Origin of the sequence: Streptomyces microflavus, assembly GCF_014650075.1 — a bacterium.
Lineage (GTDB): Bacteria > Actinomycetota > Actinomycetes > Streptomycetales > Streptomycetaceae > Streptomyces > Streptomyces microflavus.
This window is the reverse complement of record NZ_BMUG01000019.1, coordinates 35,459-58,775: the sequence shown is the minus strand read 5'-3', so window position 1 is coordinate 58,775 and position 23,317 is coordinate 35,459. Positions and strand designations below refer to the sequence as shown.

21 protein-coding genes and 1 pseudogene are annotated in these 23,317 nt (G+C 72.8%); 6 read left to right on the top strand and 16 right to left on the bottom strand.

Annotated features, from left to right (window positions below; translation table 11 throughout):
- Positions 1-489 precede the first annotated feature (489 nt).
- Both IE264_RS36300 and IE264_RS36295 read right to left on the bottom strand, forming a co-directional pair.
- The gene (locus tag IE264_RS36300; RefSeq protein WP_032760535.1) at positions 490-2,136 is read right to left on the bottom strand and encodes an amidohydrolase; all 1,647 of its coding nucleotides are present in this window, start codon (positions 2,134-2,136) and stop codon (positions 490-492) included.
- A 56-nt stretch (positions 2,137-2,192) separates the two neighbouring features.
- Positions 2,193-2,633 carry an Lrp/AsnC family transcriptional regulator gene (locus IE264_RS36295; RefSeq protein WP_015607305.1) on the bottom strand — a complete coding sequence of 147 codons (441 nt, stop codon included), beginning with the start codon at positions 2,631-2,633 and terminating at the stop codon, positions 2,193-2,195.
- A gap of 202 nt (positions 2,634-2,835) precedes the next feature.
- Here IE264_RS36295 and IE264_RS36290 point away from each other — a divergent pair, with 202 nt between their 5' ends.
- Entirely contained in the window at positions 2,836-3,234 is a 399-nt protein-coding gene (locus IE264_RS36290) for a hypothetical protein (protein ID WP_015607306.1), read from the top strand.
- Between the two features lie 481 nt (positions 3,235-3,715).
- On the opposite strand, the gene IE264_RS36285 is transcribed toward IE264_RS36290, so the two are convergent.
- A complete protein-coding gene (locus IE264_RS36285; RefSeq protein ID WP_015607308.1) occupies positions 3,716-4,888 on the bottom strand; it encodes an acyl-CoA dehydrogenase family protein in 1,173 nt (390 codons plus the stop codon).
- Positions 4,889-5,273: 385 nt separating this feature from the next.
- Between IE264_RS36285 and IE264_RS36280 the strand changes: the two genes are divergently transcribed.
- A complete protein-coding gene (locus tag IE264_RS36280) occupies positions 5,274-6,548 on the top strand; it encodes a glycoside hydrolase family 18 protein (RefSeq protein WP_032760533.1) in 1,275 nt (424 codons plus the stop codon).
- A gap of 85 nt (positions 6,549-6,633) precedes the next feature.
- Here the strand turns inward: IE264_RS36280 and IE264_RS36275 are convergent, their stop codons facing one another.
- Positions 6,634-6,789, bottom strand: coding sequence for an SCO1431 family membrane protein (locus IE264_RS36275; RefSeq protein ID WP_106973160.1), 156 nt, complete (start codon positions 6,787-6,789; stop codon positions 6,634-6,636).
- Between the two features lie 383 nt (positions 6,790-7,172).
- Between IE264_RS36275 and IE264_RS36270 the strand changes: the two genes are divergently transcribed.
- Together IE264_RS36270 and IE264_RS36265 are read left to right on the top strand one after the other, a co-directional pair.
- Positions 7,173-7,763, top strand: coding sequence for a hypothetical protein (locus tag IE264_RS36270; RefSeq protein WP_032760531.1), 591 nt, complete (start codon positions 7,173-7,175; stop codon positions 7,761-7,763).
- A gap of 170 nt (positions 7,764-7,933) precedes the next feature.
- A complete protein-coding gene (locus tag IE264_RS36265; protein ID WP_032760529.1) occupies positions 7,934-9,445 on the top strand; it encodes a PepSY-associated TM helix domain-containing protein in 1,512 nt (503 codons plus the stop codon).
- A gap of 56 nt (positions 9,446-9,501) precedes the next feature.
- Here IE264_RS36265 and IE264_RS36260 read toward each other — a convergent pair.
- A pseudogene (locus IE264_RS36260) lies at positions 9,502-9,969 on the bottom strand (SAM-dependent methyltransferase); the annotation flags it as partial.
- A gap of 48 nt (positions 9,970-10,017) precedes the next feature.
- Complete coding sequence (locus tag IE264_RS36255) at positions 10,018-11,394, bottom strand: C39 family peptidase (RefSeq protein WP_032760528.1); 1,377 nt, start codon at positions 11,392-11,394, stop codon at positions 10,018-10,020.
- Positions 11,395-11,579: 185 nt separating this feature from the next.
- On the opposite strand from IE264_RS36255, the gene IE264_RS36250 reads away from it, so the two are divergent.
- Entirely contained in the window at positions 11,580-12,209 is a 630-nt protein-coding gene (locus tag IE264_RS36250) for a uridine kinase family protein (RefSeq protein WP_032760525.1), read from the top strand.
- Positions 12,210-12,568: 359 nt separating this feature from the next.
- Complete coding sequence (locus tag IE264_RS36245) at positions 12,569-14,488, top strand: AAA family ATPase (protein ID WP_032760582.1); 1,920 nt, start codon at positions 12,569-12,571, stop codon at positions 14,486-14,488.
- Positions 14,489-14,591: 103 nt separating this feature from the next.
- On the opposite strand, the gene IE264_RS36240 is transcribed toward IE264_RS36245, so the two are convergent.
- The 10 genes from IE264_RS36240 to ribD form a co-directional block, all read right to left on the bottom strand.
- Positions 14,592-15,695: a hemolysin family protein gene (locus tag IE264_RS36240; RefSeq protein ID WP_032760523.1), complete on the bottom strand. Its 1,104-nt coding sequence runs from the start codon at positions 15,693-15,695 to the stop codon at positions 14,592-14,594.
- Entirely contained in the window at positions 15,692-17,101 is a 1,410-nt protein-coding gene (locus tag IE264_RS36235) for a hemolysin family protein (protein ID WP_032760522.1), read from the bottom strand. Before IE264_RS36235 ends, IE264_RS36240 begins: the two co-directional genes overlap by 4 nt.
- Positions 17,102-17,303: 202 nt before the next feature.
- Positions 17,304-17,765 carry a PH domain-containing protein gene (locus IE264_RS36230; RefSeq protein ID WP_032760520.1) on the bottom strand — a complete coding sequence of 154 codons (462 nt, stop codon included), beginning with the start codon at positions 17,763-17,765 and terminating at the stop codon, positions 17,304-17,306.
- 53 nt (positions 17,766-17,818) lie between these two features.
- Complete coding sequence (hisG, locus tag IE264_RS36225) at positions 17,819-18,667, bottom strand: ATP phosphoribosyltransferase (protein WP_015607320.1); 849 nt, start codon at positions 18,665-18,667, stop codon at positions 17,819-17,821.
- A gap of 59 nt (positions 18,668-18,726) precedes the next feature.
- Complete coding sequence (locus IE264_RS36220) at positions 18,727-18,999, bottom strand: phosphoribosyl-ATP diphosphatase (RefSeq protein WP_015607321.1); 273 nt, start codon at positions 18,997-18,999, stop codon at positions 18,727-18,729.
- 35 nt (positions 19,000-19,034) lie between these two features.
- Complete coding sequence (gene ribH, locus IE264_RS36215; protein ID WP_015607322.1) at positions 19,035-19,520, bottom strand: 6,7-dimethyl-8-ribityllumazine synthase; 486 nt, start codon at positions 19,518-19,520, stop codon at positions 19,035-19,037.
- A 38-nt stretch (positions 19,521-19,558) separates the two neighbouring features.
- Complete coding sequence (locus IE264_RS36210) at positions 19,559-20,863, bottom strand: bifunctional 3,4-dihydroxy-2-butanone-4-phosphate synthase/GTP cyclohydrolase II (RefSeq protein ID WP_032760518.1); 1,305 nt, start codon at positions 20,861-20,863, stop codon at positions 19,559-19,561.
- Entirely contained in the window at positions 20,860-21,504 is a 645-nt protein-coding gene (locus IE264_RS36205; RefSeq protein WP_015607324.1) for a nicotinamide mononucleotide transporter family protein, read from the bottom strand. The genes IE264_RS36210 and IE264_RS36205 overlap by 4 nt, the downstream gene beginning before the upstream one ends.
- The gene (locus IE264_RS36200; RefSeq protein WP_015607325.1) at positions 21,501-22,109 is read right to left on the bottom strand and encodes a riboflavin synthase; all 609 of its coding nucleotides are present in this window, start codon (positions 22,107-22,109) and stop codon (positions 21,501-21,503) included. Before IE264_RS36200 ends, IE264_RS36205 begins: the two co-directional genes overlap by 4 nt.
- Complete coding sequence (gene ribD / locus IE264_RS36195; protein ID WP_032760516.1) at positions 22,110-23,210, bottom strand: bifunctional diaminohydroxyphosphoribosylaminopyrimidine deaminase/5-amino-6-(5-phosphoribosylamino)uracil reductase RibD; 1,101 nt, start codon at positions 23,208-23,210, stop codon at positions 22,110-22,112. It lies immediately after the preceding gene.
- Positions 23,211-23,317 lie beyond the last annotated feature (107 nt).

Here is a 23,317-nt window from a genome sequence, read left to right as displayed (position 1 = left end):
CGTGGTCGCGTGGCACAGGCCGGGCAGATGGACGGAACTGCGGACAGAAGCACGTGCGGATCGACGTGACGGCACGTGCGGGACTGCGGATCGGGGCCCGGCGCCCTTCGGGCCGACCTGGGACCCGCTGGCTGCGGGTCGACCGAAAGCCGTTGTCTACTGAACGTCCGGGCCCCACCCGGGTCGCACCCTCCGTCCGGCTGAAACCTTCCCTCGCCCCCGAGGCGCGGGCGCTGAACCTGGCTGTCAGTGGTGGTGGGCCGGTGCGGCACACCACCCCATGACCCAGCGGCGTTCGACGACTGCGTGGAGGTTTAACCGGTCGGACGTCCTGTGGTGGACCCGGCCGAACCTACCGGCCCGTGGGCGCGTTCTGTCAACACCCGCGCGACCTGCGGCTTTTGCCCAAATCGCCTGGTCAGTGCCGGGGGCGCCCGGGTCGTGAACACGTGCCCGGGCCATCGATCGGCGGTACGGAATCCTCCGACGTCACTCGTTCGGTCGTACGTAGACCGTTTGTCCGGAGACCACCGTCCGCAGGCAGACCGGCAGTTCGGCACCGGGTGTCAGATCCGGCAGCCCGGGCGTGCCGGAGCGGGGGTCGGTGGACCACCGGGCGACCCGGTCGTCGGGGGCCTGGACCAGGAGTTCGGCGGTCCGCCAGACGGCGTAGTCGGCCGGTGCGCCCGGCACCAGGAGCCCCGCGTCGTCGCGGCCGATCGCCCGCCAGCCGCCCCGGGTGTGGGCGGTGAAGCCGGCCCGGACGGAGATGCGGTGCTCGGGGGTGCGGTGGTGGGCGGCGGCCCGCACGGTCCCCCAGGGGTCGAGGGGGGTGACCGGGCTGTCGGAGCCGAAGGCGAGCGGCACTCCGGCGCGCAGGAGTGCCGCGTACGGGTTCAGGGTCGCGGCCCGCTCGGCGCCCAGGCGCTGGGCGTACATGCCCTCGGGGCCGCCCCACGCGGCGTCGAAGGCGGGCTGGACGGAGGCGGTGAGGCCCAGTTCGGCGAAGGCGGCGACGGTCTCGGGGGTGAGCATCTCGGCGTGCTCGACCCGGTGGCGGGCGGCGCGGATCCTGGCCAGGCCGAGCGTCTCGGCGGCGGCCCTGACGCCCTCCACGACGGCGGTGACGGCCGCGTCGCCGATGGCGTGGAAGCCCGCCTGGAGGCCGGCCTCGGTGCAGGCGGTGACATGGGCGGCGATCCGGGCGGCGTCCAGGTGGGCGGTGCCGGTCTGCGGGTCGTCGGCGTACGGCTCGTGGAGGCAGGCGGTGTGCGAGCCGAGGGAGCCGTCGACGAAGAGGTCTCCGGCCGCTCCGATCGCGCCGAGGTCCCGGATGCGGCGGGCCCCCTTCCCGTCGGCGATCTCCTCGGCCCAGAGGCCGAAGACCCGGGGTCCGGGCCGCTCGGCGGCGAGGGCCAGGAGGGAGGTGAAGTCCTCCTCGTCGGAGATCTCGGGTCCGCCGCACTCGTGGAGGGCACCGATGCCGAGGGAGGCGGCGTGGTCGAGCGCGGCGCGCTGGGCGGCGGTCCGCTGCGCGGGGGTGAGCGCGGCGTGCGCGGCGGCGCGTACGGCGTGGTGGGCGTCGCCGGTCAGCGGCGCGTCGGGGTGGTATCCGGCCATCGCGGTGACGCCCGGGACGAGGTCCAGCAGGGCGGTCGTGACGACGGCCGAGTGCACGTCGATCCGGGGCAGGTACAGGGCCCGGCCGCCGGACGCCTCGTCGAGCTCGGCGCGCGAGGGGTGGCGCTGCTCGGGCCACCGTGCGGCGTCCCAGCCGTGCCCGAGGAGGACGTCGGTTGCGGTGTGCCGGTTCGCGAACGCACGGACGAGGCCGAGGGCTTCGGGGAGCGTGCGGGCGCCGGAGAGGTCGAGTCCGGTCAGGGCCAGGCCGGTCGCGGTGGTGTGGACGTGGGCGTCGGTGAACGCCGGGGTGACCAGGGCGCCCTCCAGGTCGACGACTTCGTCGACGCCGGTGGCGAAGGCGTCGGCGGCCCCTTCGGATCCCACCCAGGCGACATGCCCGCGTTCGACGACCATCGCGGTCGCGAAGGGGTCGGCCGGGCTGTGGACGTCTCCCCCGCGCAGCAGCAGGGTGCGGTGTTCGGGGGCGCTCTGGGGGGCGGTGCTCTCGGTCATGGGACCAGTCTCGCGCCTGCCGGGGACCGCCCGGCCCGCGGGTCCCCCTCAGCCCCTCAGACGCGCGGGGGCCGGGCCTCGTACGGGGTGGACAGGACGACGGTCGTCCGGGTCGAGACGCCGGCCAGCGTACGGATCCTGGTGAGCAGGTGCTCCAGCTCCAGCGGGGTCGCGACCCGTACCTTGAGGATGTAGTTCTCGTCCCCGGCGACGCTGTGACAGGCCTCCAGCTCCGGCACCCCGGCGAGCCGCTCCGCGATGTCGTCGGGTGCGCTGGGGTCGAACGGCTTCACCGAGATGAACGCGGTGAGGGGCAGCCCGACGGCCTCGGGGTCGACGACCGCGGCATAGCCGCGGATCACCCCGCGCTGCTCGAGCCGGCGGACGCGCTGATGAACGGCCGAGGTGGACAGGCCGGTGGCCTTGCCCAGGTCGGTGTAGCTCATCCGCCCGTCCTTGACGAGCAACTCCACAATCTGACGGTCCAGCTCCTCCATGCGGATCAACCTATGGCCCCGGGTGCCTGTCGGCACAGTCGTACGGGTCACGGAACGGCACCTGCGGGGGGCATGTGACGAACACCACAGACCTACGGGTCGGTAGCGGGGTCCCTCGCGGTTACCGGCCACGCGCGGGGGGAAGTGCTTGCTGTGGTCGAGGCCGTGGCGCCCTGCCGGCCCACCCGAGGGGGGAATTCCCATGCAGAGCCTGAAGCTCACCGGACGTACCGAACCGGAGCCTGTCGATCCGGACGAGGACGACGGCGCCGATGTGTACGACATGTTCGAGATGTTCCGGGTGATCTGCCCGGACTGCGCCCGGCCGATCGCACTGCTGGCCGACGAGGACGTCCTGCCTGAGCACGCCCGGTGCCCCACCCCGTGGAACCCGTTCGTGCTCACCGTCTGCTCCGGCACCGGCCGCGTGGTGGCGGACGCCCGGCCCGCGGACGAGACGCTGGAGCCCCAGGAGCAGGAGGCGGCGCTGCTGCTGACGCTCCCCCAGGGACTCGACTGGCGGATGCAGCCCTTCTCGCACGCCGGCGGCCCGGGCTCCCGCCCGCTGCGTGTGCCCCTGATGCGGCGCGAGGCCGCCTGAGCCGTCGGCTCCCGGCCTTGTACGTACGGACTCGCGCGGCACCGCCCCCGGCCCGTACGCAACCGCTCCTGACCCGCTGTGCACTTCTGCCCGCACCACGACGGCCCGTCCGGCGTGGTGCGGGCGGTGCGGTTCTCCGGGCCGGCACTCCTGCGGGCACCCGCCGAACTGGCACTCGGATCGGCGTGGCAGTGACCCGGGCCCGCCCCGGCGCGTTCACCCCGTATGACGACGCTGCATTCACCAGTCGGCTCGGGTCGCCGCCGTCTCGCTCCACCGGCCCCCGAAGAATCGGTTCCGCAACCGCAGCCGCTGCCCCGGTCGACGGGGAACTCACCGATGGCCTCCCCCGTCGACCCGCCCATCTACAGCGCCCTGCTGCGGCATTGGCGGAGCAGCGGCCGGACCGTGCCGGGCCACCGCGACCCGGAGTGGACCCAGGCCGCCGCGCTTCCCGTCTGGTCGGACCGGCCGCTGCGGGTCAGCGGGTCTCCGGACCCGCGAGGTGGCGCGCGATGACCATGCGCTGGATCTGGTTGGTGCCTTCCACGATCTGCAGCACCTTGGCCTCGCGCATCAGCCGCTCGACCGGGAAGTCGAGCGTGTAGCCGTAGCCGCCGAGCACCTGGACGGCGTCGGTGGTCACCCGCATGGCCGCGTCCGTGCAGAAGAGCTTCGCCATGGCCGCCTGGCGGGAGAAGGGTTCCCCCGCGTCGCGCAGCCGTGCCGCCTCCAGGTAGAGCGCCCGGCCCGCCTCGATCTGGGTGGCCATGTCGGCGAGCATGAAGCGCAGCCCCTGGAAGTCCGCGATGGGGCGGCCGAACTGGCGGCGGTCGGTGGCGTACCGGACGGCCTCGTCCAGGGCCGCCTGGGCGACCCCGATCGCACAGGCCGCGATGCCCAGGCGCCCGGAGTCGAGCGCGGACAGGGCGATGGCGAAGCCCTGGCCCTCCTCGCCGATGCGGCGGTCGTCACCAACCCGTACGCCGTCGAAGTTGAGCTGGGCCGTGGGCGAGCCCTTCATCCCCATCTTCTTCTCGGGGAGGGCCGCGTTCAGACCTTCGGCATCGCCCGGGACGAGGAAGGCCGTGATGCCGCGGGGGCCGTCGACGCCGGTGCGGGCGAGCACGGTGTAGAAGTCGGCGACGCCGCCGTGGGTGATCCACGCCTTGGTCCCGGTGATGACCCAGTCCTCGCCGTCGCGCACGGCCTTGGTGCGCAGGGAGGCGGCGTCGGAGCCGGAGGCGGGTTCGGAGAGGCAGTAGGCGCCCAGCAGACCCCCGGAGAGCATCGCGGGGAGGTGCGCGGCCTGCTGCTCCTCGGTGCCGTATCCGGCGAGTGCGTGGCAGGCGAGGGAGTGGACGCTGACGCCGAGGCCGACGGTGAGGCGGGCCGCGGCCAGCTCCTCCAGCACCTGGAGGTAGACCTCGTAGGGCTGGTCGCCGCCGCCGTGGGCGGAGCCGTAGGGAAGTCCGAGGAGGCCGGATTCGGAGAGGAGGGTGAACACCTCGCGCGGGAAGTGGCCCGCGTCCTCCTCCTCGGCCGCTCGGGGAGCGATCTCCTTGGACACGATGTCGCGGACGAGCGCGACGAGCTGCCGGGACTCCTCGGTGGGCAGACGGCGTTCCACCGGCTGCGGGGCACGGTCGGACATGACGGCGCTCTCCTCCCTGTCGGGCGTTGCGACGGTCGCGCGCTCGGGGTGTGAGAGGCGCCGCCGGGTGATCTCCCGGAACGGAGCCGGGAAAAACAGACTGCCCAGCCGATCCTGCCCTCCCGGGTCTCGGGGGGCGCGGGTCAGCGGCTGTAGCGGGTTGAGTATGCCCGATCGGATGCCTTCCGTCACGGGGTAACGGCCTGGTCGGAGGGGATGGAGGGGTCCGAAGATCGGCGAATTGGTCCGAACCATTGACCCGACTGGTCTAGTCCTTCTACGGTTCCACCGAACGCGTTACCGCGTTCATGCCAAACCGGGCGCGTACGGCCCGGAGTTCGACCGGCACCCCCCACGCACCAGCCCTCCCCCACGAGGAGCCACGATGCTCACACTGCACCGTCCCCGCGCCCGGCTCCGGGCGTTCGCCGCGGCCGCCTGTACGGCGGCGCTCGGCGCCACCCTGCTCGGCGTCGCCGGCACATCCCCGGCAGGCGCGGCCCCCGCCGCACAGCCGGCCGCGGCCCCCGCCGCCGCCGAGGCCGCCCCCACTGCGGCCGGCGACAAGGTGATCGGATACTTCACCAACTGGGGCACGTACGACCGCAATTACCACGTCAAGAACATCGAGACGTCGGGGTCCGCGGACAAGCTCACCCACATCAACTACGCCTTCGGCAACGTGCAGAACGGCAAGTGCACGATCGGTGACGCGTACGCCGACTACGAGAAGGCCTACACCGCCGAGCAGTCGGTCGACGGGGTCGCCGACACCTGGGACCAGGAACTGCGCGGCAACTTCAACCAGTTGCGCAAGCTCAAGGAGCTCCACCCGGACCTCAAGGTCCTCTGGTCCTTCGGCGGCTGGAGCTGGTCGGGCGGCTTCGGTGAGGCCGCGCAGAACCCCGCCGCCTTCGCCCAGTCCTGCTACGACCTGGTCGAGGACCCGCGGTGGGCCGATGTCTTCGACGGCATCGACATCGACTGGGAGTACCCCAACGCCTGTGGTCTCACCTGTGACACGAGCGGCCGGGACGCCTACGGCGAGCTGCTCGGCGAGCTCCGCAAGAGCTTCGGGAACGACAACCTGATCACTTCGGCGATCACCGCGGACGGGTCCGACGGCGGCAAGATCGACGCGGTGGACTACGCGGGGGCGGCGACCCACCTCGACTGGTACCTCCCGATGACGTACGACTTCTTCGGCGCGTTCGCGGCGCAGGGCCCCACGGCCCCGCACTCCCCGCTGACGTCCTACCCGGGCATCCCGACGGAGGGCTTCAACTCCGACGCCGCGATCTCCAAGCTGAAGTCGCTGGGCATCCCGTCGGAGAAGCTGCTGCTCGGCATCGGCTTCTACGGCCGGGGCTGGACCGGTGTCACGCAGTCCGAGCCGGGTGGCAGCGCGACCGGCGCGGCGGCGGGCACGTACGAGGCGGGCATCGAGGACTACAAGGTCCTCAAGAGCAGCTGCCCCGCCACGGGCACGGTGGCCGGTACGGCGTACGCCCACTGCGGGAACGACTGGTGGAGCTACGACACCCCGGAGACCATCGGCACCAAGATGACGTACAAGAACGAGCAGAACCTGGGAGGCACGTTCTTCTGGGAGCTGAGCGGTGACACCCAGAACGGCGAGCTGATCAAGGCGATCGACTAGCCGGTCACGGAAGTACGCGGACCGCGGGGGTGGGGTGCCGGCCGGGCGCCCCACCCCTTTCGCGGCTCCGGGGGCCGGGGCGGGGTCACATCAGCCCGGCCTGGGTGACGAACATGGCGAGCACGACCACGAGGGCCCAGCCCGCGAGGTGCTCCAGCAGCCCGGGGCCGTCGTCGTCCGGGCCCCCGGTACGGGCGCGGCGGGCGTGGTGGGCGTTCTGTGCGGCGGTGGTCGCGGTCATGGCGTCTCGCTCTTCGTCGGGCTCCGGCTGAGGTCCCCCCGTGACCCGACCACAGTGCCAGCGCGGCGCGCGGCGCGAAACGAGATACGGGTCACGGCGCGGCCGGCCCGGGGACGGCCCGGTCCCCTGATACGGCAAGGGTTCCGGGGCCCGTGGAGCCGAGGCGGGCCGGGGGCGCTGTGGGCGACGCCACAGGACAGCCGGCAAAAACTTCGTACGGGATTCCGTACGTGAAGTCGTCAGGGAAGTCGTACGGGAAGTCGTACGGGAACTTTTTCGGCCATCTGGCCGACTACTGCCCCATGGGAAGAGACCGCGTGGGAAGAGACAGCGCCGGAGGCCCCCGGGGCGGAGCGTGCGCGGCGGATGGCTACCTTGTCTCCATGCGTGCACGGGGCGGCTGGCCGACGCGAGCGGCCAGGGGCCTGCTCTGCGGTTCCGCATGCCTGCTTCTCGGTGCCGTGAGCCATGTCGTGGCGGGCGGACGGCTGCCCGGCGCGGGAGTGCTCGCCCTCCTGTTCCTCGCCCTGAGCGTGCAGGGGGCGCTCCTCTTCGGCGGCCGGCGACGCCGCTTCGACGTCGTGACGCTGGTGCTGGGCTCCACCCAGTTCGCCCTGCACGGCGCCTTCCACTTCCTCTCGGAGGCGCCCGGCGGAGCCCAGCACTCCGGCATGCCGGCCGGACATGAGCACCCCATGGCCGGGCACTCCGGCGGGCACGTCATGGACGCCGGGATGACCCTGGCGCACGGGGCGGCCACGCTCGGCACGGCCCTCTGCGTGATCCACGGCGAGCGGGTGCTGCGACGCCTCGCGGCCCTGGTCGTCCCCCGCGTCGCCCTCCGGCCCCTGCCGTCGCTCCCCTGCCTTCCCCGGCTGCGCCCGGCGCCGCCGGTGGTCGCGCGGATCCGGTTCGGGGCGCTCCTCGCCCGCTCCCGCCACCGGCGTGGGCCGCCGTCGGCGGCCGTGGCCTGACAGCCTCCCCACCCAGCCTCGGACGCCGGATGTGATCGGGCGTCCATGAGGCATGCGTGCGGGAGCCGTCAGGGCGCGGCCGCCACCGCTTCCCACCGCCCGGGCAGGACCCGGTCCCCCACCGGCAGGTCCACGGAGTCTCCCTGCGGCCTGCCCTCCGAGGAGCACCCATGTCTCACACCACCGAAGAAATACCGCAGAACGACCACGATCCGACCGGCACCACGACCGGCACAGCGACGGGCGAACCGGACTCCGGCAGACCCGACGGCGTCGCGAAACCCGCCTCCGACCAGCCGCGGCCGGCCCGCTCCTGGGAGGCCGTACGGCACCTCCTGGTCCGGCTGCACTTCTACGCCGGGGTGCTCGTCGCCCCCTTCCTGCTGGTCGCCGCGGTGACCGGGCTGGCCTACACCTTCACGCCCCAGCTCGACCAGTTCGTGTACGGCGACCGGCTGCGGGTCGAGCGGGTCGGGGACGAGCCCCGTCCGCTGGCGGAGCAGATAGCCGCCGCGCGGGCGGCGTACCCCGAGGGCACCACGGCGTCGGTGATCACCCCGGCGGGCCCGGAGGACACCACCCGGGTGGTGCTCGCGGTGCCGGAGCTGGGCGAGAACCAGCGCACGGTGTTCGTGGACCCGTACACCGCCGAGGTACGGGGTGAGCTGACGACCTGGTTCGGGTCGACACCGCTCACCACCTGGCTCGACGACCTCCACCGCAACCTCCACCTCGGCGAGACCGGCCGCCTGTACTCCGAGGTCGCAGCGAGCTGGCTGTGGGTGGCCGTCGCGGGCGGCCTCGTCCTGTGGATCGGGCGCAGCCGGGGACAGCGTGCGAAGTCGGCGCGGGGCGTGCTGCTTCCGGACCGCAAGGCCCGTGGGGTGCGCCGGACCCGCAGCTGGCACGCGGCCACCGGTGTGTGGCTCGCGCTGGCACTTCTCTTCCTGAGCGCCACCGGCCTGACCTGGTCGGGTTACGCGGGTGAGCGGTTCGGGCGGCTGCTGGACGCGGCGAACGGCAACGCCCCGGCCCTCGACACCGCGCTCCCGGGGGCGGAGGCTCCCGCCGAGGACCACTCGGAACACGCTGAGCACGGCGGTTCCGGCGACAAGGCGGCCGACGCCGACCCGGCCGGCTTCGACGCCGCCCTCACGGCGGCCCGGGCCGCGGGTCTCGGCGGCACGGTGGTGGTCACGCCCGCGGCGGACGCGGCGAGCGCGTGGACCGTGGCGCAGAACGACAACGTCTGGCCGGTGCACTACGACCGGGTCGCCGTGGACGTCGCCGGCGGCGGCGAGATCACCGCACGCACCTACTGGGCCGACCACCCGGCCCTGTCCAAGCTCAGCAAGCTGGGCGTGCAGGGGCACATGGGCGTGCTGTTCGGGGTCGTCAACCAGATCGTGCTGGCGCTCGTGGCGCTCGGCCTGACGGCGGTGATCGTCTGGGGTTACCGCATGTGGTGGCAGCGGCGTCCCACTCGCGACGACCGCCGGGCCCTCGCCGGCCGGGCCCCCGAGCGCGGGGCGTGGCGACGGCTCCCGCTGCCGGTCCTCGTCCTGGGCATCCCTGCGGTCATCGCCCTGGGCTGGGCGCTGCCGCTCCTGGGAGTGACCCTGGCCGGGTTCCTCGTGGTCGACGTGGTGGCGGGGGCGGTCCGGCGACGGCGTAGCGCCTGACGGTCCGGTACGGGGCGCTCGGCCGGGACCACCCGGTCGAGCGCCTCACCGTGGCTTCACTTACGGTCGACGCCCGCGTACATCGCAACGTCCGGCGCCGGCTTCTCCGGCCGCCACGCGGAGCAGGACACCACCCCTGGTTCGAGCAGCTCCAAGCCGTCGAAGTAGCGCGCCACGGCGGCCGGGGTCCGCTGTGTGAGCTTCGGGGTGCCGTTCTCGTTCCAGAACGCCACCGCCTCGTCCACGTCCGGCATGTCGGGGTGCGTGACCGTGTGGGACAGGACGAGGTGGCTGACGACCCGCGTGTCGGGGGCGACGCGCTGGGCGACCTCGTGCGTGTTGTCGGCGCTCGGCAGCCCCGTCCCGATGTCCAGGAACTGCCGGATGCCCCGCTCCTCGGCCAGGTGGCGCACCGCCCGCCCCAGGAACAGCCGGTCCGCCTTCGCGTACTCCCCAATGCCGGGGTGCAGCTCACCGATCCGGTCGCCGGCCTCCCGGTCGACCGGATAGTCGCGGCAACTCCCTTGCCCCTGTGCCGCGTTGGCCTCGCTGCGGCTGGGGGCCGGACCCGCTCACAGCAGACCGAGCGAGCGCAGGACGCTGCGCTGTCCGGGCGTCGGACCCGAGGGCCAGAAGACGTAACAGACCCCGCCCGTACCGCTCCTGACCCGGCCGCTCGCGTCGTAGCGCTTCGTCCGGAGCCAGATGTTCTCCCAGGCCCGCCGCGGGTAGACGCGGCGCACCGCCGCGTTGTCCGGGGACGCGGGGTCGTTGGCGATCACATCGCCCTCGGGGGTGAAGCCGACCACCGTCATCAGATGGCCCGCCGTCCCGTAGCCCGCTCCGGGCAGCTCCGCCTCCAGGAAGGACTGCGAGGTGATGACGGGGATTCCGGCGCGGACAAGCCGCTCCAGGTCGGTGAGCGAGCTGAGGCGGGTGACGACCGCGTTCAGGTCCCGGTAGGTGGCGGCGTAGGCGGCGTTGAAGGGCCAGTTTCCGCAGCCGCCGTACTGGTGGTCGTAGGTGTAGCGGGCGGCGTGGCAGACCTGGGGGTCGGGCAGGCCCGGCCTGACCCAGGCGAGGTCCTCGGCGGTGGGCCGGCGGCCCCAGTACTCGACGATCATCTGCGAGGAGGTGGGGCTGCACCACGCCTCGCCGCCGTTGTCGTACTCGGGGTACTGGCCGATGTGGACGTTCTGGGAGTAGCGCGGGACCCGCAGTTCGCGGGCGTGGGCCGGGGTGCTCGCCGGGACCGTGAAGCGGTCGGGGATGTCGGAGGCCATCGCGCCGACGCGCCGGACGGTGGGGGTGAGGCGACTGCCGGGGGTGCGGTACAGGGTGAGGCGGATACGGAACGCGGCGAACCGTACGCCGCTCGCCGCGTCGTCCACGGAGAGGGTGTCGGTCCAGACGGAGCTGTGCGGGTCGCCCTGGTCGTCCACCGAGGTGCGGCGGATGTCTCCGTCGCCCGAGGCCCAGCGGCCCATCACGAACCAGGGGGTGGCGGTGGAGTCCGCGTAGGTGGCGCCCAGCTCGACCGCGATCCAGGTGCCCGCGGGCGTACGGGCGTTCCAGGAGGTGATCAGCTCGGTGGCGGGGACCGCGGAGCGGTGGACGGGCGAGGTCCAGGTGGCGTACTCCCAGGCGGCCGTCTTCCCGGTGTGCGGGTCGGTGTAGTCGGTGCGGCCGGCCGGGGTGGCGATCTGCAGGCCGGGGCGGACGCCCGCGAGGACCCGGGTGCCGTCGCCGGAGCCCCAGCGCCAGTCGGTGTACGTGTGCCAGAAGCGGTTGTCCACGAGGGGTGCTGCCGCCCGGGGTGCGGAGGGCCGGACGGAAGGCGTCGATCCGGGCGCGGCCGCCGCGGGTCCGGCGGATGCGGCGGCGCCGGCGCCTGCCGCCGCCGCGACGGCGGCGGTCAGGACGGTCCTGCGTGAGGTCGGACTGGTCATGGGCGAGACCCCCGGTCATGGGTGGGAGTGGGGCTGCGGATGCCGATCGGTGCGCCAACTATCCCGCCTCCCGGCTCGGTCGGGCCAGTGATTCGGCCTGCGCCGCGCCACCAATATGGGTCTGGACCACTGGCGTGACCTGCGGTGGGCCGGGGCCGCCGGCGCCGGGCCCGTACCCTGGGACCATGAACGACCTGGCCCGCCACGCCGACGCCCTGCGCTCGCTCCCGCCGTCCTGCGGGCCGGTCCGGCTCGTCGCGGTGGACGGGCACGCGGGGTCCGGCAAGAGCACCTTCGCCGCCCGGCTCGCGGCGGCCCTCGGAGGTGCGCCGGTGCTTCATCTGGACGATCTCGCCACCCACGAGGAGCTGTTCGGCTGGGTGGGGCGGCTGCGGGAGCAGGTGCTCCTGCCCCTCTCGCGCGGCGAGGAGGCCCGGTACGCCCCGTACGACTGGACCGAGCGGCGCTTCGGTCCGGCGCGGACCCTGGACCCGGCACCGGTGGTGCTGGTCGAGGGCGTCGGGGCGGGCCGGGCGGAGGTGCGGCCGTGGCTGGCGGCGCTCTGCTGGATGGAGCTGGGGCGGTCGGTCTCCTGGGGGCGCGGCAGGGCGCGGGACGGCGCGGAGCTCACGGAGTTCTGGGACGGGTGGACCACCGCCGAGGAGACGCACTTCGCCGGGGACCCTTCGCGCCCCTACGCCGACGTCCTGGTACGCCAGTTGACGGAGGGGTACGCGTGGCAGGAGGGGCCCGGTTCGACAGCGGGAGTGAACCGTTTCGTCACCGACGGTAGGCGCGGTGCTCCCCCGTACTGAGCAGTCGGAATTCAGCCGGGAAGTGCCTCAACTCGGCTTGACCGAGGGGCCGTACTGGTCTTACGTTCTCATTGTGCGGCTTTTCGGAGCCCCCGCAGACGCGAAGCCCCCGGTTGTTCCCCCGTGATCGGGGGCTTCGTCCTGTGCGCGCACCGCCGCCCGGCGACCACGCAGAGCGATCCGTTCACCCTCGGTCACCGCCCGCATGATCCGCTTCCGGCCCGTCCGCTCCCCCCTGCGCAGGTACGATGCACCTCGGTGCGGTCAATTCCCTTCCTCCGCGCAGTGATTCGGCACGCTCCGGTGGGCATGCTGTGCGGGCGGGACATCCTGGGGGAACGGTTGGCGTGGGGGACCTGATGGACATCGGCACACAGGGCGCACAGGCCCCCGCCGACCTCGCCTGGCTGCGTGGCATGGACGCCTACACGATGGGCGCCTACCCGCAGGCGGAGGAGGAGTTCAGAGCTGCGGTACGGATCGATCCCGGCATGGCGGACGGCTGGCTCGGCCTCCATGCGCTGCGCATCGACACCGCCACGGCTCTGTTACGTATGTACCGGCACCGCGACCGCTTCGGCGAACAGCGGACCCGGCACCGGCGGCCGCTCAACTCCTGGTACTGGCTGGGATGGTGGGTGCAGCCGTTGCTGGAGAGCCCGCGCGATCTGCTGCTCGCCCACGCCTCGCACTGGCTGGACGGACGCCATGTGCCGGAGCTGGACCGGGCGTTGGCGGGGCTGCCGCCGGTGGACGCGGACCCGCAGGTGCGGTTCCTGCACGCCTGCCGCTCGTATCTGGTCAAGGACTGGGAGCAGCTCGTGCGGTACACCGAGCAGCTCGTCGACGATCCGATGCTGGGCATAGAGGCGGGGCTCTTCGGCGGTATGGCCCGGGTGCGGCTGGAGATGTACGGGCAGGCGGAACCCCTGCTCTCGGCCGCTCTGATGCGCTGTCGCAGCGAGCAGCCGCAGCGCAAGGAGCTCCGCTACTGGCTGGCGCGGGCCCACGAGGGCACCGGGCGCAGTGCGGCCGCCCTGCCGCTGTACCGGGCGGTGCACCGGGTCGACCCGGCGTTCATGGACACCTCGGCCCGCCTAGCGGCGATCTCCGAGGGCGACGGGTACGACGAGTCCGCCGATCTGGCCGCCGTGATGCTGACCGGCTTCGGCTCGGGAGGTGCGGCGGGTTCGGGGGCGGAGGCGTTGGTGGACGGCGACGCGGCGCTGGGCACGGAGCCGGCGGACAGCCGCGAGTCGTGGGCGGTGGGCGACGCCGGACTGCTCGGCGACAGCGAGGACCCGCCGCCACCGCCGGCCGTCCCCATCGAGGGTGCGCGCCGTACGAGGACCCGGAAGCCGCCGCCCTTCCCGGCCGGGCCGAGTGATCCGGTCCTGCTCGCCGAGGCGCTGGCCCAGCTGGAGCGCATGGTCGGCCTGGAGCCCGTCAAGCGGCAGGTGAAGGCACTCTCCGCGCAGTTGAACATGGCCCGGCTGCGGGCCGAGCAGGGGCTCCCGGTCCAGCCGCCGAAGCGGCACTTCGTCTTCTCCGGCCCCTCGGGCACCGGCAAGACGACGGTGGCCCGCATCCTGGGCCGGGTGTTCTACGCGCTGGGGCTGCTCGGCGGCGACCATCTGATCGAGGCCCAACGCTCGGACCTGGTGGGCGAGTTCCTGGGGCAGACGGCGGTGAAGGCCAATGACCTGATCGACTCGGCGCTCGGCGGGGTGCTCTTCGTCGACGAGGCGTACAGCCTGGCCAACTCCGGTTACAGCAAGGGCGATGCGTACGGGGACGAGGCCCTCCAGGTCCTCCTGAAGCGGGCCGAGGACAACCGGGACCATCTCGTCGTCATCCTCGCGGGCTACCCGGAGGGCATGGACCGCCTCCTCTCCACCAACCCGGGGCTCTCCTCCCGCTTCACCAGCCGGGTCGACTTCCCCAGCTACCGCCCGCTCGAACTCACCGCGATCGGCTCGGTGCTGGCCGCGGAGAACGACGACGTGTGGGACGAGGAGGCGGTCGACGAACTGCGTTCCATCAGCGGCCATGTGGTGGACCAGGGCTGGATCGACGAGCTGGGCAACGGCCGCTTCCTGCGCACGCTGTACGAGAAGAGCTGCGCCTACCGCGATCTGCGGCTCTCGGGTTACGCGGGGACGCTGACCCGGGACGACCTGTCCACGCTGCGGCTGCCGGACCTGATGCAGGCGTACGGCGAGGTGCTGTCCGGGCGCGGGCCGGTGGGCCGGGGGAAGCAGGAGCCGGGCGGGGCCTGAGGACGCGGGGCACCTGCGGGGCCGGGCGGGGGCACGAGGACACAAGGCCTGTACGGGGCCGGGCGGGGCGGAGAGTTCTCCGGCCGGCCCGGCCCCGTACGCCTCAGGACACCAGGGTCCTGCCCGCCCTGGCCTCCGGCGCCGGTACGTCCACCGTGCGCAGGGGCACCGACACCACCCGGTGGGCCGGGTCGCGGACCTCTCCCACCAGCGTCTCCAGGACGTCCTCCATCGCCACCAGGCCGAGGATGCGGCCCGATCCGTCCGCGACCTGGGCCAGGTGTGTCGCCGCGCGGCGCATCACCGTCAGGGCGTCGTCGAGCGGGAGTTCGGCCCGTACGGCGGCCATCGGGCGCCAGAGCTGCCGCGGGACCGGCCGGTCGGCGTCCTCCAGGTCCAGGACGTCCTTGACGTGCAGGTAGCCCAGGAAGGGGCCGCCGCCCTCCGCGCAGACGGGGAAGCGGGAGAAGCCGGTCCGTACCGTCAGCTCCTCGATCCGGCGCGGGGTCACCGACGGGTCCACCGTCACCAGGGAGGCCCGCTCCAGCAGGACGTCGGTGACGGGCCGGCTGCCCAGGACGAGGGCGTCCTCCAGGCGCTCCTGGGCCTCGGGGCCGAGCAGCCCCGCCTGGCCGGAGTCCTCGACCAGCCGGTTGAGCTGCTCGCTGGTGAAGACGGCCTCCACCTCGTCCTTCGGTTCGACGCCGAAGATCCGCAGCACCAGAGCCGCGCAGGCGCCCAGCGCGGTGGTGACCGGACGGCAGAGCCGGGCGAAGCCGACCAGGCCGGGGCTGAGCCAGAGCGCGGTGCGCTCCGGGGCGGCCATCGCGAGGTTCTTCGGGACCATTTCGCCGATGACCAGGTGCGCGGCGACCACGAGGGCGAGCGCCAGCGCGAAGCCGAGCGGGTGGATGAGCCCTTCGGGGAGGTGCGCCGCGTGGAAGACCGGCTCCAGGAGACGGGCCACGGTCGGTTCGGCGACGGCTCCGAGGGTGAGCGAGCAGATGGTGATGCCGAACTGGGCGGCGGCCATCATCCGCGGCAGGTTCTCCAGCCCGTACAGGACCGTGCGGGCCCGGCTCGACCCCTGGGCGGCCAGCGGTTCGACCTGGCTGCGGCGGACGGAGACCAGGGCGAACTCGGCGCCGACGAAGAAGCCGTTCGCCAGCACGAGGAGGGCGGCGAAGAGGAGTTGGAGCATGCTCATCGCGCGGCCTCCAGCAGGGCGTGCGCGGCTGCGTCCGGCGTGTCCTGCCCGGACGCCTTCGGCAGGCCGCCCCGTACGGCCGGGTCCGGCAGCGGGTCGGCGGTGCGGGTGAAGCGGACCCGTTCGGCGCGGTAGTGGCCGACCCGGTGGACGGAGATCCGCCAGCCGGGGAGTTCGGCCAGGTCGCCGGGGGCGGGGATGCGGCCCAGCAGGTCGGCGACGAGCCCGGCGACGGTCTCGTACGGCCCTTCCGGCGGCTCCAGGCCTATCCGGCGCAGGGTGGGGATCCGGCAGCTGCCCTCGGCGTCCCAGGCCGGTCGGCCGTCCTCACCGGTGGCGGGGCTGAGTTCGGGGCGGTCGGAGCCCTCGGCGTCGTGCTCGTCGCGGACCTCGCCGACGAGCTCCTCGATGATGTCCTCCAGGGTGACGACCCCGGCGGTGCCGCCGTACTCGTCGACGACGACGGCTATCGGCTGCTCGTGGCGCAGCCGCCGCAGCAGCAGCTCCACGGGCAGGGTCTCGGGCACCAGCAGCGGGGCGACGGCGATCGTGCCGGCCGGGGTGCGCAGGCGCTCGTGGGCGGGGACGGCGAGGGCGTCCTTGAGGTGGACCATGCCGATGACCTCGTCGATGCGGTCCCGGTAGACCGGGAAGCGGGAGAGGCCGGTGGCGCGGGTGAGGTTGAGGACGTCCTCGGCGGTCGCGGAGGAGTGCAGGGCGCTGACCTTCACCCGGGGGGTCATGACGTGCTGGGCGGTGAGCCCGGCCAGCGAGAGGGTCCGTACGAAGAGGTCGGCTGTGTCCTGTTCCAGGGTTCCGGCCTCGGCTGAGTGGCGGGCCAGGGAGACCAGCTCGCCCGGGGTGCGGGCGGAGGCCAGCTCGTCGGTGGGCTCGACGCCGAAGAGCCGGACCAGCCGGTTGGCCAGCGTGTTCAGCGCGATGATGACGGGCCGCAGCAGGGTGGCGAAGCGGGCCTGCGGTCCGGCGACGAAGCGGGCGACCTGGAGCGGCCGGGAGACCGCCCAGTTCTTGGGGACGAGTTCGCCGACGACCATCTGGACGGCGGAGGCGAGGAGCATCCCGATGACGATGCCGACGCCGGGGACCGCGCCCGCGGGCAGTCCGGTGGCGGTGAGGGGACCGGCGAGCAGCTGGGCGAGTGCCGGTTCGGCGAGCATCCCGACGACCAGCGAGGTGATGGTGATGCCGAGCTGGGTGCCGGAGAGCTGGAAGGAGAGTTCGCGCAGGGCTTCGACGACGGTACGGGCCCGCCGGTCGCCCTCGGCGGCAGCGCGTTCGGCGTCGGGCCGGTCCACGGTGACGAGCCCGAATTCGGCTGCCACGAAGAATCCGTTGGCGAGGATGAGGAGGAAGGCCGCCGCGAGGAGCAGCAGGGGGGTGGTCATGAGGCCGCCGCCTCCGGGGAAGGGGCGGCGCAGGTACTACCGGACGATCCGTCCATTGCTGGAGGGAGTCACTCCTTGGGTCGCAGGAAGGCCCCGCGGGCCCCGGGTGGGGAGCCGTGGAACGGGCGGGGCGGGGCGCACGGGGCGCCGCCGTCCACCAGAGTAGACAACGCGGCCGTGTGCGGCGCGGGTGCTCCGCCGGTCAGGGGGTGTCGTCGCCCGTGGCGGACCGGGACTCGGCGAGGGCGCGCAGGGAGCGGGCGTCGCGGATGGCCTGCTCCTTGGCCATGCCGGGCTGGATGCCGAGGGCGGGCATGCTGGTGCCGTCGCTGAGGTCGAGGAAGACCCAGGGGTCGCCGGACCGCAGGTTGACGCGGAGGATCTCCTCCCAGGCCAGCCTGCGGGTCCGGGTGATGTTGACGACGGTGACCCCGGTGTCGTCGGCGGTGACCCTGGGCCTGCTGAGCAGGGCCAGGACACCGAGGAAGAGCGCGGCGACGAAGATGAAGGTGACCCGCTCCCCCGGGTTGAGCCGCTCCAGCATCAGGGCGATGACCGTGATGACGAGGAACATCGCCAGGCCCACGCTCAGCAGGACCACCCGGGTGAGGGTGGGCCGGAAGGTGACCGGGAGGGTGGGGAGTTCGGGCCGGGGCGCGGACATCGGGGTCTTCTCTCGGGGTGTGCGGGTGGCCGGTTTCGCGATGGCCTCGGTGCTCAGAGGCGGCAGGCGTGGATGGCCGTGGTGAGGATGGCGCGGGCGCCGAGCTCGTACAGGTCGTCCATGATCCGCTGGGCCTCCTTGGCGGCGACCATGGAGCGGACGGCGACCCAGCCCTCGTGGTGCAGCGGGGAGATGGTCGGCGACTCCAGGCCCGGGGTGAGGGCGACGGCGCGCTCCAGGTGCTCGACGCGGCAGTCGTAGTCCATCATCACGTAGGACCGGGCGACCAGGACGCCCTGGAGGCGGCGCAGGAACTGCTGGACCTTCGGGTCGTCGGTGGGGGCGCCGTTGCGGCGGATGACGACGGCCTCGGAGGTCATGATCGGGTCGCCGATCACTTCGAGTCCGGCGTTGCGCATGCTGGTGCCGGTCTCGACGACGTCGGCGATGATCTGGGCGACGCCGAGCTCGATGGCGGTCTCGACCGCGCCGTCGAGGTGGACGATGGACGCCTTGACGCCGGCCTCGGCGAGGTGGGCGGCGACGATGCCCTCGTAGGAGGTGGCGATCGTCATGCCGTCGAAGTCCTGGGGGCCGGCGGCGGTGCCGGGCTTGGTGGCGTAGCGGAAGGTGGAGCGGGCGAAGCCGAGCTGGAGGATCTCCTCGGCGTCGGCGCCCGAGTCCAGGAGCAGGTCGCGGCCGGTGATGCCGATGTCGAGCTTGCCGGAGCTGACGTAGATCGCGATGTCCCGGGGGCGGAGGTAGAAGAACTCGACCTCGTTCCCGGGGTCGACCAGGACGAGCTCCTTGGACTCCTTGCGCTGCTGGTAGCCGGCCTCATGGAGCATGGCCATCGCAGAGCCGGAGAGTGCACCCTTGTTGGGGACGGCGATGCGCAGCATGAGGTCAGCTTCCTTTGTGCGGAGGGAGAACGGGGGGACGTGCGGTGCTGGGGCCGGGCTCAGAGATGGGCGTAGACGTCGTCGAGGGAGATGCCACGGGCGACCATCATCACCTGGACGTGGTAGAGGAGCTGCGAGATCTCCTCGGCAGCGGCCTCCTTGCCCTCGTACTCGGCGGCCATCCAGACCTCGGCGGCCTCCTCGACGACCTTCTTGCCGATGGCATGCACGCCCTTGCCCACCAGTTCGGCGGTGCGGGAGGTTGCGGGGTCGCCCTCGGCGGCCTTGAGCTGGAGCTCGGTGAAGAGCTCTTCGAAGGTTTTGTTGGCCATGATGGTCCTCAGAATACGGGGTCGCCGGGGCGTACTCAGCGCCAGGGTTCGCTGACGGTCCGCAGCGTGGCCGCGGTGGCCACGGCGGCGGTGACCGCTTCGTGCCCCTTGTCCTCGTTGGACCCTTCGATGCCCGCCCGGTCGAGCGCCTGCTCCTCGGTGTCGCAGGTCAGTACGCCGAAGCCGACGGGAACACCGGTGTCGACGGTGACCTGGGTGAGGCCCATGGTGACGCCCTGGGAGACGTACTCGAAGTGGGGGGTGCCGCCCCGGATGATCACGCCGAGGGCGACGATCGCGTCGTAGCCGCGGCCGGCGAGCACCTTGGCGACGACGGGCAGCTCGAAGGAGCCGGGGACCCGGAGGAGGGTCGGCTCGTCGATGCCCAGCTCGTGCAGGGCGCGCAGGGCACCGTCGACGAGGCCGTCCATGACCTTCTCGTGCCACTGGGCCGCGATGACGGCCACCCGGAGGTCGGCGCAGTTGCGTACGGACAGTTCGGGTGCACCCTTGCCGCTCATGGTTCTCCTGAAGCTCGTTGCGTAGAAGTGGTCGGTGGTTACTGGTTGGCGCAGGGCGACGCCGGGGCGCCGTCCAGCCAGGGAAGGTCGTGGCCCATGCGGTCGCGCTTGGTGCGCAGGTACCGCAGATTGTGCTCGCCGGCCTGCACGGGCATCGGCTCCCGGCCGGTGACGGCGAGCCCGTGGTGCAGGACCGCCGCGGTCTTGTCGGGGTTGTTGGTCATCAGTCGCAGGCTGCGTACGCCGAGGTCCTTGAGGATCTGGGCGCCCGCCGCGTAGTCGCGGGCGTCGGCGGGCAGGCCGAGCTCCAGGTTGGCGTCGAGGGTGTCCACGCCGCGCTCCTGGAGTTCGTACGCGCGCAGCTTGGAGAGCAGGCCGATGCCGCGCCCCTCGTGGCCGCGGAGGTAGACGACGACGCCCCGGCCCTCTTCGGTGATGCGCTGCATGGAGGCGTGCAGCTGGGGGCCGCAGTCGCAGCGCTGGGACTGGAAGATGTCGCCGGTCAGGCACTCGGAGTGGATGCGCACGAGGATGTCCTCGCCGCCGCCCTCCGTGACGTCGCCGTGGACGAGGGCGACGTGCTCGACGCCGTCGACGGTGGAGCGGTAGCCGTACGCGGTGAAGTCGCCGAACGCCGTGGGCAGCCGGGTGGCGGCCTCGCGGCGGACGGTCGGCTCGGCGCTGCGGCGGTAGGCGATCAGGTCCTCGATGGAGATGATCGTCAGGCCGTGCTTGCGGGCGAAGGGGACCAGCTCGGGCAGCCGGAGCATGGTGCCGTCCTCCCCGGCGATCTCCACGATGGCCCCGGCGGGGCGGAGTCCGGCGAGCCGGGCGAGGTCGACGGCGGCCTCGGTGTGGCCGTTGCGGACGAGGACTCCGCCGGAGCGGGCGCGCAGCGGGAAGATGTGGCCGGGGCGGACGAAGTCACCGGGTCCCGCCGTGCCGCCCGCGAGCATCCGCAGGGTGGTGGCGCGGTCGGCGGAGGAGATGCCGGTGGTGACGCCGTGGGCGGCGGAGGCGTCGACGGAGACCGTGAAGGCGGTCTGCATCGACTCGGTGTTGTCCTCGACCATCTGCGGGAGTTCGAGGCGTTCCAGCTCGTCGCTCTCCATCGGCGCGCAGATCAGGCCACGGCACTCGCTCATCATGAAGGCGACGATCTCGGGGGTCGCCATCTCGGCGGCGATGACGAGGTCGCCCTCGTTCTCGCGGTCCTCGTCGTCCACCACGACGACGGGCCGGCCGGCGGCGATGTCACGGATGGCCTGCTCGACGGGGTCAAGGGAGAGGTCCTCGGCGAGCGGGTCGTGGCCGGGGTGCAGCCAGGTGGGCTGAGCAGTCATGCCGTGGCTCCTTCCAGAGCGGGTGTCCGCGTACGCAGCCACCAGTCGCGCATGCCCCACAGGACGAGGGCGCCGTAGATGATGTAGACGAAGCCGGAGAAGGCGAAGCCGTTGGCGAAGTTCAGGGGGACGCCGACGAGGTCGACCAGGAGCCAGGCGAACCAGAACTCGACCATGCCCTTGGCCTGGGCGTACATCGCGACGACCGTGCCGACGAAGATGTACGCGTCCGGCCACGGGTCCCAGGAGAGCGACGGGAACGCGGTGAACAGGCCGCCGACGGCGAGGGTGCCCAGCGCCGCCGCGCCGATCAGCACACCGCGCTCGCGCCAGGTGGCGAAGCGGACGGCGATGGAGCCGTCCTGGGCCTGCTGCCTGCCGCGGTTCCAGGACCACCAGCCCCACAGGGCCACGACGATGACGACCAGTTGCTTGCCCGCGCTGCCGGAGAGGTGCGCGGAGGCGAAGGCGACCAGGAGGATGGCGCCGGAGAGCAGCTGGGCGGGCCAGGTCCAGATGGAGCGGCGCCAGCCGAGGGCCAGGGCGATCAGGCCGATGGTGTTGCCGATCATGTCCGACCACTTGATGTGCTGGCCGAACACGGTGAAGGCTTCGGAGTTGAGCCAGGAGGCGGCGTTCATCGCGGGTCCTGCCCGGACCGGTCCCCGAGCAGCCGCTCGACGTACTTGGCGATGACGTCCACCTCCAGGTTGACCGGGTCGCCGGGCTGCTTGTGGCCGAGCGTGGTCAGCGCGAGGGTGGTGGGGATGAGGCTGATGGTGAAGTAGTCGGGTCCGGCGTCGACGACGGTGAGGCTCACGCCGTCGACGGTGATGGAGCCCTTCTCGACGACGTAACGGGTCAGCTCGGGCGGCAGGGAGACCTTGACGATCTCCCAGTTCTCCGAGGGGGTGCGCTCCACGATGGTGCCGGTGCCGTCCACGTGCCCCTGGACGATGTGCCCGCCGAGCCGGCCGCCGAGCGCCATCGGGCGCTCCAGGTTGACCCGGGAGCCGGTGGTCAGGGCGCCGAGGCTGGAGCGCAGAAGGGTCTCCGCCATCACGTCGGCGGTGAACTCGCCCTCGCCGGTGTCCACGACGGTGAGGCAGACGCCGTTCACCGCGATGGAGTCGCCGTGCTTGGCGCCGTCGGTGACGACGGGGCCGCGCAGCCGGAAGCGGGAGGCGTCGGCGAGTTCCTCGACGGCGGTGACCTCACCCAGTTCTTCGACAATTCCGGTGAACACTCAGTTTCCCTTCCGAGCAGGGGCGGGGGTGGCGGTGATGCGCAGATCGGGGCCGAGGCGGACGGTCTCGGTCACATCGAGGCGCAACGCCTGCGAGATCGTGGTGATTCCGGCGTCGCCGAGGGCCGCGGGGCCCGCGCCGAGCAGTACCGGGGCGAGATAGCCGACGACCTTGTCGACCTTTCCCGCGGCGACGAAGGCACCGGCGAGGGTGGGCCCGCCTTCGAGGAGTACGGAGAGGACACCGCGCTCGTGGAGGGCGGCGAGGAGGGCGTCGAGGTCCAGGCCGGAGCCCGTGGCGGCGCGGGGCAGCCGGAGTACGACGCCCTCGGGGAGGTGGTCCGCGGGGGCGTCGTCGGCGACCGCGACCAGGGTGGGCGCGGTGTCGTCCAGTACGCGGGCGCCGGGCCGGACGGCGGTGGCGTCGGTGTCGACGACGACCCGCAGCGGCTGGGTGGCGCCGTCGATCCCGCGTACGCCCAGCTGGGGGTCGTCGGTGCGGGCGGTGCCGGAGCCCACGATCACCGCGTCGGCCTCGGCGCGGAGCCGGTGGACGTCGGCGCGGGCCTCGGGCGAGGTGATCCAGCGGCTGGTGGCGTCGGCCGCGGCGATGCGGCCGTCGAGGGTGGCGGCGTACTTCCACAGGACGTACGGGCGGCCCAGGCGCACCGAGGTCAGCCAGGCGGCGTTGCCCGCCTCGGCCTCTGCGGCGAGGGGGCCCTGCTCGACCTGGACCCCGGCCGCGCGCAGGGTGTCAGCACCCCCGGTGGCCTGCGGGTTCGGGTCGCCGACCGCGTAGACCACCCGGCTGATCCCGGCGTCCAGGAGGGCCTGGGCGCAGGGGCCGGTGCGGCCGGTGTGGTTACAGGGTTCGAGGGTGACGTAGGCGGTGCCGCCCCGGGCCCGCTCGCCGGCCGCGCGCAGGGCGTGGACCTCGGCGTGCGGCCCTCCGGCGCGCTGGTGGAAGCCTTCACCGGCCAGGGCTCCGGCGGCGTCGGTGACGACACAGCCGACGACCGGGTTGGGGCTGGTGGAGCCGAGACCGCGAGCGGCGAGTGTGATGGCTCGGCCCATGGCGGTGATGTCGGCTGCGGATGCCACCGGGTCCTCCTGCCTCTTCGGGCACGGACTCCGGGGCCTGTCGATGACGACAGATGAAGCGGCTCACCAGGGGAAACGCCGAAAACCGAAGAAGGGACGCAGGGGTC

Bases quoted from the DNA above. Each gene is read 5' to 3' on its own strand.
- IE264_RS36300 (WP_032760535.1), bottom strand. From the start codon at position 2,136: ATGACCGAGAGCACCGCCCCCCAGAGCGCCCCCGAACACCGCACCCTG.
- IE264_RS36295 (WP_015607305.1), bottom strand. From the start codon at position 2,633: ATGGAGGAGCTGGACCGTCAGATTGTGGAGTTGCTCGTCAAGGACGGG.
- IE264_RS36290 (WP_015607306.1), top strand. From the start codon at position 2,836: ATGCAGAGCCTGAAGCTCACCGGACGTACCGAACCGGAGCCTGTCGAT.
- IE264_RS36285 (WP_015607308.1), bottom strand. From the start codon at position 4,888: ATGTCCGACCGTGCCCCGCAGCCGGTGGAACGCCGTCTGCCCACCGAG.
- IE264_RS36280 (WP_032760533.1), top strand. From the start codon at position 5,274: ATGCTCACACTGCACCGTCCCCGCGCCCGGCTCCGGGCGTTCGCCGCG.
- IE264_RS36275 (WP_106973160.1), bottom strand. From the start codon at position 6,789: ATGACCGCGACCACCGCCGCACAGAACGCCCACCACGCCCGCCGCGCC.
- IE264_RS36270 (WP_032760531.1), top strand. From the start codon at position 7,173: ATGCGTGCACGGGGCGGCTGGCCGACGCGAGCGGCCAGGGGCCTGCTC.
- IE264_RS36265 (WP_032760529.1), top strand. From the start codon at position 7,934: ATGTCTCACACCACCGAAGAAATACCGCAGAACGACCACGATCCGACC.
- IE264_RS36255 (WP_032760528.1), bottom strand. From the start codon at position 11,394: ATGACCAGTCCGACCTCACGCAGGACCGTCCTGACCGCCGCCGTCGCG.
- IE264_RS36250 (WP_032760525.1), top strand. From the start codon at position 11,580: ATGAACGACCTGGCCCGCCACGCCGACGCCCTGCGCTCGCTCCCGCCG.
- IE264_RS36245 (WP_032760582.1), top strand. From the start codon at position 12,569: ATGGACATCGGCACACAGGGCGCACAGGCCCCCGCCGACCTCGCCTGG.
- IE264_RS36240 (WP_032760523.1), bottom strand. From the start codon at position 15,695: ATGAGCATGCTCCAACTCCTCTTCGCCGCCCTCCTCGTGCTGGCGAAC.
- IE264_RS36235 (WP_032760522.1), bottom strand. From the start codon at position 17,101: ATGACCACCCCCCTGCTGCTCCTCGCGGCGGCCTTCCTCCTCATCCTC.
- IE264_RS36230 (WP_032760520.1), bottom strand. From the start codon at position 17,765: ATGTCCGCGCCCCGGCCCGAACTCCCCACCCTCCCGGTCACCTTCCGG.
- hisG (WP_015607320.1), bottom strand. From the start codon at position 18,667: ATGCTGCGCATCGCCGTCCCCAACAAGGGTGCACTCTCCGGCTCTGCG.
- IE264_RS36220 (WP_015607321.1), bottom strand. From the start codon at position 18,999: ATGGCCAACAAAACCTTCGAAGAGCTCTTCACCGAGCTCCAGCTCAAG.
- ribH (WP_015607322.1), bottom strand. From the start codon at position 19,520: ATGAGCGGCAAGGGTGCACCCGAACTGTCCGTACGCAACTGCGCCGAC.
- IE264_RS36210 (WP_032760518.1), bottom strand. From the start codon at position 20,863: ATGACTGCTCAGCCCACCTGGCTGCACCCCGGCCACGACCCGCTCGCC.
- IE264_RS36205 (WP_015607324.1), bottom strand. From the start codon at position 21,504: ATGAACGCCGCCTCCTGGCTCAACTCCGAAGCCTTCACCGTGTTCGGC.